The sequence below is a fragment of the Acinetobacter sp. RF14B genome, from assembly GCF_006864105.1.
In the GTDB taxonomy this organism is placed as follows: domain Bacteria; phylum Pseudomonadota; class Gammaproteobacteria; order Pseudomonadales; family Moraxellaceae; genus Acinetobacter; species Acinetobacter lwoffii_C.
The window spans coordinates 1-2,236 of record NZ_SMTB01000170.1 but is presented as its reverse complement, the minus strand read 5'-3'; the positions used below and the strand labels follow the sequence as shown (position 1 = coordinate 2,236).

Here is a 2,236-nt window from a genome sequence, read left to right as displayed (position 1 = left end):
ATTGAAGCAGCAGAAGGAATTACCACGGGCATTTCAGCCGCTGAACGTGCTCACACGATTCAGACTGCGGTGGCGGCACATGCCAAGCCAACAGATATTGTACAGCCCGGCCATATTTTCCCTTTAATGGCACAGCCAGGTGGGGTATTGCACCGCGCAGGTCATACCGAAGCAGGATGTGATCTGGCCCGCCTTGCCGGTCTGGAACCCGCATCGGTAATTTGTGAAATTATTAAAGAAGATGGCACCATGGCGCGCCGTCCAGATCTGGAAGTATTTGCCGAAAAGCATGGTCTGAAAATTGGCACCATTGCCGACCTGATTCATTACCGTATGACCAATGAGCAGACGGTTGAGCGTATTGATCACCAAGCCATCGAGACTGAATATGGCAGCTTTGACTTGTATCGTTACCGTGAGCTCGGCAATCCGGATATTCATTTAGCCTTAGTAAAAGGCGAGCCTAAACAAGGTGTCACGACGGTACGCGTACATGGTTTTAACCCAACCCGAGATCTTTTAAAAGTCAAAAAACCGGACAGTGAAAGCACCTGGAACCTGGACCGAGCACTCAAAGAGATTTCTACCAGCGACCGTGGTGTACTGGTCTGGATCGGCCAGCGCCATTTACAGGACTTAGGCCCGGCTTTAGAGACCCTGAAAGCACCGAAAAATGTCAAATCCAATGCTGCACTGTCTCAGCAATATCAAACCATTGGGGTGGGTGCACAAATTTTACGTGATCTGGGCGTGGAAAAAATGAAGCTGCTCAGCTCTCCATTACGTTTCAATGCCCTGTCCGGCTTTAACTTAGAAGTGGTGGAATACATCACTGCACAACAAACATCTTAAGAAATAATCGAGGTTCCTATGGCTATTCGCCGTATTGAAGGTATGTTGCATCTCGCGAGCGAAGGCCGTTTCGCGATTTTAGTTGGTCGTTTTAATAGCTTTGTTGTTGAACATCTGTTAGAAGGTGCTATTGATACGTTGAAACGTCATGGCGTATCAGAGGATAATATTACGGTTGTTCATGCACCGGGTGCCTGGGAACTGCCGGTAGTTGCAAAAAAACTGGCTGTTTCGGAACGTTTCGATGCCATCATTGCACTTGGCGCAGTGATTCGTGGTAGCACCCCTCATTTCGATTTTGTGGCGGGTGAATGTGCCAAAGGTTTGGGCGTGGTTGGCCTGGACACTGGCTTACCGGTCATTAACGGTGTACTCACTACGGACAGTATCGAACAAGCGATTGAACGCTCGGGTACAAAAGCAGGAAATAAAGGCAGTGAAGCTGCTTTAACTGCGATTGAAATGGTTAACTTGTTAAAGGCTATCTAACGCTATGTCGCAAACACTTCAAGCAACTTATGCAGCAAAACGTAAAGCACGTCGTTTTGCTGTGCAAGGAATTTATGAATGGCAGATGAGCCACAATCCGGTGCATGAGATTGAAGCACGTACGCGTGTGGAAAATGCCATGCATAAAGTGGATCTGAGCTATTATCATGAATTGTTGACTCAAGTGGTTGCCAATCATGAAGCACTGGATGCGCTCTTAATTCCGGTACTGGATCGTGAAATTACCGTACTGGACGGCGTTGAGCTGGCTACACTGCGTTTGGGCGCCTACGAATTGAAAGAACACCTGGAAATTCCGTATCGTGTGGTTTTGGACGAAGCAATCGAACTGGCTAAACATTTTGGCGGTGCAGACAGCCATAAATACATCAATGGTGTATTGGACCGTTTAGCCACGACGCTACGTACAGCAGAAAAACAGCAAGCCCACTAGTTTAAGTCGCATTGTTGTATGGCTGAGTTCTCGATTATTGATAGCTATTTTAATCGGCGGAATCTCAATTCTGTCGATTTAGGCGTCGGTGACGACTCAGCCGTGCTCACCCCTCCTCCACAGCAACAACTGGTGATCTGTACCGACACTTCAGTGGCTGGACGACATTTCCCCCTAGAGACTGACCCGCATGCGATTGGCTGGAAATCGGTTGCTGTTAATCTGTCCGATATTGCTGCCATGGGTGCCACTCCGCACAGTATTTTGCTGGCCTTGAGCCTACCCCAAATTGATCATGCCTGGCTCAAAGCCTTTAGTGAAAGCTTGCGTATGCAAAGCAACGGTTTCTTGTCCCAAGCGCCGCATCCTCGTGCCCTAGGTTCAGCCCTGACTCATCCACATATCACCACTGATTATTCTGAAGCCTTAATGGAGTTTATC

4 protein-coding genes are annotated in these 2,236 nt (G+C 48.2%); all 4 read left to right on the top strand.

What is annotated here, in order from left to right:
- A partial coding sequence (locus E2K52_RS14190) for a 3,4-dihydroxy-2-butanone-4-phosphate synthase (protein ID WP_151205654.1) occupies window positions 1-852 on the top strand: 852 nt, incomplete at its 5' end.
- An 18-nt stretch (window positions 853-870) separates the two neighbouring features.
- Entirely contained in the window at window positions 871-1,341 is a 471-nt protein-coding gene (gene ribE / locus E2K52_RS14185) for a 6,7-dimethyl-8-ribityllumazine synthase (protein ID WP_151205653.1), read from the top strand.
- 4 nt (window positions 1,342-1,345) lie between these two features.
- The gene (gene nusB / locus E2K52_RS14180) at window positions 1,346-1,795 is read left to right on the top strand and encodes a transcription antitermination factor NusB (RefSeq protein WP_151205652.1); all 450 of its coding nucleotides are present in this window, start codon (window positions 1,346-1,348) and stop codon (window positions 1,793-1,795) included.
- Window positions 1,796-1,813: 18 nt separating this feature from the next.
- Window positions 1,814-2,236: AIR synthase related protein (locus tag E2K52_RS15240; RefSeq protein WP_264765948.1), on the top strand; the 423-nt coding region annotated here is incomplete at its 3' end.

Bases quoted from the DNA above. Each gene is read 5' to 3' on its own strand.
- ribE (WP_151205653.1), top strand. From the start codon at position 871: ATGGCTATTCGCCGTATTGAAGGTATGTTGCATCTCGCGAGCGAAGGC.
- nusB (WP_151205652.1), top strand. From the start codon at position 1,346: ATGTCGCAAACACTTCAAGCAACTTATGCAGCAAAACGTAAAGCACGT.